At 55.1% G+C, this 6,801-nt stretch carries 6 protein-coding genes; all 6 read left to right on the forward strand.

All coding sequences use genetic code 11. The features are described from left to right. Positions 1-156 precede the first annotated feature (156 nt). A complete protein-coding gene (locus tag HYU99_07000; protein MBI2340091.1) occupies positions 157-1,620 on the forward strand; it encodes an ABC transporter permease in 1,464 nt (487 codons plus the stop codon). Between the two features lies 1 nt (position 1,621). Continuing rightward, positions 1,622-2,293 (forward strand): ABC transporter ATP-binding protein, encoded by a 672-nt coding sequence (locus tag HYU99_07005; GenBank protein ID MBI2340092.1) that lies wholly within the window; start codon positions 1,622-1,624, stop codon positions 2,291-2,293. Then, entirely contained in the window at positions 2,274-4,556 is a 2,283-nt protein-coding gene (bamA, locus tag HYU99_07010; protein ID MBI2340093.1) for an outer membrane protein assembly factor BamA, read from the forward strand. Before HYU99_07005 ends, bamA begins: the two co-directional genes overlap by 20 nt. A gap of 93 nt (positions 4,557-4,649) precedes the next feature. Continuing rightward, positions 4,650-5,186 (forward strand): OmpH family outer membrane protein, encoded by a 537-nt coding sequence (locus tag HYU99_07015; protein ID MBI2340094.1) that lies wholly within the window; start codon positions 4,650-4,652, stop codon positions 5,184-5,186. 30 nt (positions 5,187-5,216) lie between these two features. Continuing rightward, positions 5,217-5,864 (forward strand): FHA domain-containing protein, encoded by a 648-nt coding sequence (locus HYU99_07020; GenBank protein ID MBI2340095.1) that lies wholly within the window; start codon positions 5,217-5,219, stop codon positions 5,862-5,864. A 5-nt stretch (positions 5,865-5,869) separates the two neighbouring features. Continuing rightward, positions 5,870-6,801: YicC family protein (locus tag HYU99_07025; protein MBI2340096.1), on the forward strand; the 932-nt coding region annotated here is incomplete at its 3' end.

A 6,801-nucleotide genomic window follows, 5' to 3' on the forward strand; every position in this document is an offset into this window, starting at 1 on the left:
GACCGGCGTGGCAGGCGTAAAAGTTGAATCCGATGGAGATTTTGAGGGTGACGTAAAAACCGTGCCCAAGTGCCCGAGTGCCTGCGTGCCTGTGTGTTCATGTTCTTACGCGGGCACACGGGTACGCGGGCACACAGGCACCCGCACATAACAACAATGCGTTGGGAATACCGCCTCGGTTTCAGAATGCTTCTGGGGAGAAAAAAACAATTCCTCTCCCCCATGAGTCTCATTGCCCTCTGCGGCATCGTTTTCGGCGTCGGGGCGACGCTGACCTCCCTTTCGGTCATCACCGGATTTCAGGAGGCCTACGAAAAGGCGATTCTCGGTTTTAACGCCCATCTGATTTTGGTGACGGACGGCGACATCGAAGACCCCTCCGTGCTGACGCCGGTGTTCGATGAAATGAGGGTCACCGACGAGGAGGCGCTCTACTGGAAAAAACATGCCCCTCTCTGGAGATGGTTAAAGCATGTCGGTTTTTTTCCCGATCCAAAAATGGAGGAACTTCAAGGGAAAGGGATTCAGGGCTTAAGCCCGTTTGTCTATCGCGAGGGGCTGGCCCTTCTCTCCGACGAGGTGGCCGGAGTGGTGCTCAAAGGGGTTGATCCGTCTGCGCTTGATACGGTCTATCCGATCAATTACCAGCTTCTGCCGGAAGCGACTTCGGGTGAACGAGTTACGAGTCACGAGTCACTGGTCACTGGTCACTGGTCACTGGTCACTGGTCGCGAGTCACGAGCGACGAGCGACGAGCAACGAGCATTGACCGAGGCGCTTGGTCGCACCGACCTGAAAGCGCCGCCCGTCCTTGTGGGGAAGGATTTGTTCACACGGTTTTTTCCCGAAGGAAAGACAGTGGCCCCGGCCAGGCCTGCCGAAAGTCGGGTGATCCGTCTGATGGTCCCCAAAGGGGATGCCGAAGGAAAACAGACCCTCAAGGATTACGCGCAGGATTTTACCGTGGTCGGTTTTTTTGAAAGCGGGCTCTACGAGTTCGATTCGCAGTTTATTCTCACGGGTTTATCCTCCATGCAGAAACTTTTTCAGCTCGACAAAAAAGTCAGCGGCGTCGAGATGGTTCTGGATGACCCGCACAAGGCGCGCGATATGGCCCGCGCGCTGGAGGCGATTCTCCCCATTCCCGCCGACATTATTTCGTGGGATCAGTTGAACGAAGACCTTTTTTCCGCCATGCGGATGGAAAAAACCCTTTTCCTCGTCGTGATGCTTTTGATTGTTCTGGTTGCTTCCTTTAACGTGATGGGGGTTATCTTCATGATGATCCTGAACCGGCGGGGGGATCTGGCCGTTCTAAAGGCGGTGGGGGCCCAAGGTTCCAGGTTGCGGCGCGCCTTTTCGGCGCAGGGGGCGGTGATGGGATTGTCCGGTTCCGTGGCCGGTTCCTTTCTTTCCGCCCTCTGTCTCTGGTCGCTCGACCGCTTTGGGTGGTTTGCCCTCGATCCGCAGATCTATTTTATCTCGCGTCTGCCGGTGGCCTGGGCTCCCTCCCTCTGGATCGGCCTTGTTGCCTCATCGGTGATGATCTGCTATGGGAGCGCCTTTGTCGCGGCGAAGGTGGCTCTAAAGGCGGGGGGGTTGAGTCAGACGTTTCGGTAACATGAATCAACTCGAAATAAAGTGTCTAAAAAAAAGCTTCACCGAAGATTCCGTGACCACGGAGGTGTTGAAGGGGATCGATCTTTCCGTTCTAAAGGGCGAGGCCCTTGCCGTTGTCGGCGCGTCGGGGGCGGGGAAGTCGACCCTTCTTCACATCGTCGGGACGCTGGATGCCCCCACCTCCGGTTCGGTCTTGTTTGAAGGGGAAAATCTCTTCAAAAAGGGGGAGAAGGAGTTGTGCGCCTTTCGCAACCGGGAGGTAGGGTTTATCTTTCAATTTCATCATCTCCTGCCCGATTTTACGTCGGCCGAAAATGTGATGATGCCGCTTTTGATCCGCGGCGAAAAGGAAAGAAAGGCGCGGCGGAACGCGGAGGAACTGCTTTCCCGCGTCGGCCTTGAAGACAAATTCAGATCGCGCCCGGCGCAGATGTCCGGCGGGGAACAGCAGAGGGTGGCCATTGCGCGCGCTCTGGTGGGCGCGCCAAAGATGGTTCTGGCCGACGAGCCGACCGGAAACCTCGACACGGCGACCGGACGTCAAGTTTTCGATTTACTTTTGTCGCTGAATCGGGAATTAAGGACGACTCTTGTCGTTGTCACGCATAACGAGGAGTTGTCCAAACGGCTGGAAAAAAGGGTCAAACTCGTCGATGGAAAAATCGCTTCTTAATTTTTTTTTCCTTTTTTTTCTTGCCATTTCCCCCATCGTCTTCGCCGCTTCCAAAATCGTCAATGTCGACTTTGTCGGACTCGCCAAAACCGACGAGGCGTCGATCCGGCGCAGGCTCGTCTCCCTCGAAGGCTCCGTCTATTCCGCCTCCGCAGTCAAAAAGGACATCAAAGCGCTCTACGAGACCGGCCTTTTTCAGGACGTGGCGGTTGAAAAGGAGGACAGCCCCGGCGGCATCCGCCTGATTTTCCGCGTCGTGGAAAAGGGGATGATCGGCTCCGTCCGTTTTCTGGGAAACAAAAAAATCAGGGACAAGGAGTTGAACAATGCCGTCACCATCCGCGAACAGGCCCCGGCGGATATCCAGAGGATTGTCGAATCGGTTGAGGCCATCCGCAAACTCTACGACGAAAAGGACTTGTACCTGGCCGAAGTTACCTGGGAGCTTAAGGCCCTGGACACCGAGGCGGGCGAGATGGAGCTTGTTTTTAACATCAACGAGAACAAAGGGGTCCGAATCCGGCGGATTTCTTTTGTGGGAAACCATGCCATCGAAGACAAGAAACTGGCCAAGCAAATGAAGACAAAGGTGAAGGGTTTTCTTTCCTTTCTGACAAAGTCGGGGAAATTCGACGACGAAAAATTAAAGCTCGACGCCGACCTCCTCACCTATTTTTACTTAAACAACGGCTACATCAAGGTAAAAATCGGCAGGCCGCAGGTGAGCCTCACCCGCAACAAAAAAGCCATTGCCGTCACCATTCCCGTTTATGAGGGGAACCGGTACACGGTGAGAAACGTCGATGTGGCCGGCGACATCATCACCACCCGCGAAGAGCTTCTTTCAAAGGTAAAAATGGCCCCCAAACAGATTTACAAAAAAATGACCGAGGAGGAGGATGTGCAGGCGTTGGCGGCCCTCTACGGCGACCAGGCCTACGCCTTTGCCGGCGTCTCACCCTCGCTTGAAACCGACGAATCGGAAAAAACGGTGGATGTCGTCTATCATGTGGAGCGGGGCCCCAAGGTGACCGTCGAACGGATCGACATCAAAGGCAACGACGTCACCCGCGACAAGGTGATCCGCCGGGAATTGCAGGTGGTGGAAAACGCCCCCTACAACAAGAGCGCGCTCGACCTTTCGCGAAGGAGGCTCTTTCAGCTCGGCTTTTTTGAGGAAGTGAATTTTTCCCTCCCGCGCGGGAGCCGGGACGACCGGGTGATCCTGGCGGTGGAGGTAAAAGAAAAACCGACGGGGAGTTTTTCCGTGGGGGCCGGATTTTCGTCGCTGGAGAGCTTTATCTTCAACGCATCCATCCAGAAGGACAACTTTTTCGGGCGGGGGATCCGCGGCGGCGTTTCGGCCAACATCTCAAAACTGCGGCAGGAGTTTTCGTTTTTCATGACCGATCGCTATTTTCTCGACACCCGGTGGATATTCTCGCTCTCCATGCACCGCTACTTTTCGGCGCTCAATCGCGACTTCGACCAGAAGAGCTTGGGCGGCACGGTGAGTTTTGGCCGGGAGGTCTTTCCATTTTTTGACATCAGCCTCGGCTATAATATCGAAGATATCTCGGTGACCAATTTTTCGGCCTCGGTGCCCGCCTTTTTCCAGCAGAACGCCTCGGGGCTTACCTCCAGCGTCCTGACAACGCTGGCCTACGACCGGCGCGACAACCGCATTCAGACAACAAAGGGAATGTATCACTCTTTTACCTCGGAGTATGCCGGCCACGGGGTGGGGGGGGACAACGATTTCTGGAAGATGTACGCCGAGTCGCGCGTCTTTTTCCCCCTTCCGCTTAAAAGCGTCATCAAGGCGCGCGGGATGTTCGGCTACGTGAATTCGCTGAACCCCGATCCCGTTCCTCTGTTCGAGCGTTTTTTTCTCGGAGGCATCAATACGCTTCGCGGTTTTGATTTGAACAGCATCGGGCCGGAGCTTTCCATTCCTTCCAGCGCCACCGGCGGCGATCACCGGTTTACCTACGGCGGAAACCGGATGTTGATGTTCAACCTCGAATACGAACTCCCCATTTACGCCCCCGCCGGAATCGGAACGGTGATGTTTCTGGATGCGGGGCAGGCTTGGGCCGAAAACGAAAGCATCGATCTTACCGCCATTCGCGCCAACTACGGCTTTGGCCTTCGCTGGCATTCCCCCTTCGGCCCCCTCCGTTTCGAGTGGGGCTTTCCGTTCAAGCGTCGCGAAGGAGAGTCGCTGGCGGTATTCAACTTCTCGATCGGGCAGTCGTTTTAAGAATTTACCCTTGATTAATCGGCGGGTTTATTCTAGTCAAATTCGATCAGACCGATCAGTCGGATTTGCTTAATTTTAACAAGGAGTCATGCAATGCACCGAACCGGAATTTTTATAGTGGTTTTCTTTTTGTCCCTCTTTTTTGGGGCATCCCCGGGCTATGCCACGGCCCAGGAAAAAATCGCCCTGGTCAGCTTTCAAAAGGCCTTAAACGATGTAAATGAAGGCAAGCAGGTCAAGGCGTCGCTCAAGGCCGATTTCGACGCCAAACAAAAACAGCTCGAGAGCATGAAGACCGAACTCAAAAAAATGAGGGACGACCTCGACAAGCAAAAGATGGTCCTCTCCGAAGACGCCCTAAAGGCGAAGGCGGGCGAGCTTCAAACCAAATTCATGGATCTTCAAAACAGGGCGGCCCAGTACGAAAACGAGCTTAAGACAAAAGAGGCGCAAAACGCCGACCGGATCATTTCCCATTTAAGGACGCTGGCCGTTGCCCTGGCCAAGGAAAAGCAGTACGACCTGGTGGTGGAAAATTCGGCCGATATCGTTGTCTATTCCGCAAAGGCGGAAGACATCACCGGTGAACTGATCCGGAGATACAACTCCAATCCGGCGCCAAAAAAATAATTTTGTCTGTATGGATGAGGCGCTCACTCAATGACCGTCCCCGCCGAAATGCTGGAATTTGTCGTCTGTCCGCAATGCCGGGGCGATCTGCGCTATACCCGGGAGCAGGTTCTTTTCTGCGTTCACTGCCGGCTGTGTTATCCCGTCGAAGGGGGGGTCCCCGACCTTTCGCCGGAGGCCGCCATGTCCCTCTCCCCCGACGGAAAAATTCTTCCCCGCGAAATTTCGGCCATTTTCACAGTCGAAAAGGGGAAGGACTCCGGGGCGCAATTCCGCCTGAAACGGGGGACATGCAAGGCGATCGGCAGAAAGGTGGAGGACGCCGTCCAGACTCTGGTTTTCAACGCCGACTTCACCATGACGCTGGACGACCATACCAAAAAATTGATCTCCAATTATCTCTCGAAATCGAGCGGTCAAAAAAAGAAAAAGGGGGGCGACGAGGAAGAACATGTTCTGGGGGGATTCAAGCGCCTGCCGGATCTCATTTTAAACGACCCCGCCGCCTCCCGCCTGCACGCGATGGTCTTTTACGACGACGGGGGACAGGCGGGGATCCTCGATCTCGTCAGCAAAAACGGCACCTTCGTCAACGGGCGCGAAGTTGAAACCTGCACGCTCAAATCCGGCGACGAAATCACCATCGGCGCGACGAAGATTTCCGTCGGTTTTAGATAAATTAAATGCTTTATTCAATGACGGGCATGGGACGCGCGCGAGGGAAAGCGGGTTCCTCCCATTTTCTTGTCGAAATCAAATCGGTAAACCATCGCTATTGCGAGGTTCAGACCCGCCTCCCTCACAGCCTTTCGAGCCTGGAACTTCCCATTGTCCAGCTGGTTAAAAAAACAATTCATCGGGGAAAGGTGGATGTTTGGATCGGCGAAGAGAAAGGCGGCGAAGCGGGGCTTGCCCTCAACGAAAAAAACAAAAAGGCCCTTTTCGGCTACTGGCGATTCTTGAACGGAGTCCGCAGACACCTCAAACTTGCCGAATCGGTGACCCTCGCCCACCTTCAGGCGGGGGCCCCATTCTGGATGGGGAGTCCGCCGGGGGCGGAGAAAATCGGTCCCGCCTTGAAAAGGCTGATTATCCGGGCATTGGCGGAACTCAACCGGATGCGAAAGCGGGAAGGGGAGAATTTACGCGTAAACATCGCCTCGCGCCTGAAACTCATCGAGGAGCTGGCCCAAAAGACGGCCCTGAATAAGGAGGGGATTGTTCAGCAGAACAAAATGAAACTTGAGAGCCGCATTCAAAGACTCCTTTCGGGAATGGAGGCGGTGGCGGCGCCGGCCGGGCCTGTGGCACCGGCCGGGCCTGTGGCACCGGCCCTGCCGGTTGATGCCGGCAAGCTGGCTATGGAGGTGGCCTTTATTGCCGATCGGAGCGACATCACCGAGGAACTGGAGCGGCTTTCCAGCCATTTTGGGCAGGCGAGAAAACTCCTGAAAAGCCTTAAACCGGTTGGACGTCCCCTTGATTTTCTCATTCAGGAGATGAACCGGGAATGGAACACCATCGCCTCCAAAACGCAGAATGCCGAAGCGGCGCAGACGGTCGTTTCCGCGAAATGCGAGATGGAAAAAATCCGCGAGCAGGTGCAGAATATTGA

Source organism: Deltaproteobacteria bacterium (assembly GCA_016183175.1).
Taxonomy (GTDB): domain Bacteria; phylum UBA10199; class UBA10199; order UBA10199; family SBBF01; genus JACPFC01.

Excerpts from the sequence above, each read along its gene's own strand:
- HYU99_07000 (MBI2340091.1), top strand. The coding sequence starts at position 157 with ATGCGTTGGGAATACCGCCTCGGTTTCAGAATGCTTCTGGGGAGAAAA.
- HYU99_07005 (MBI2340092.1), top strand. The coding sequence starts at position 1,622 with ATGAATCAACTCGAAATAAAGTGTCTAAAAAAAAGCTTCACCGAAGAT.
- bamA (MBI2340093.1), top strand. The coding sequence starts at position 2,274 with ATGGAAAAATCGCTTCTTAATTTTTTTTTCCTTTTTTTTCTTGCCATT.
- HYU99_07015 (MBI2340094.1), top strand. The coding sequence starts at position 4,650 with ATGCACCGAACCGGAATTTTTATAGTGGTTTTCTTTTTGTCCCTCTTT.
- HYU99_07020 (MBI2340095.1), top strand. The coding sequence starts at position 5,217 with ATGACCGTCCCCGCCGAAATGCTGGAATTTGTCGTCTGTCCGCAATGC.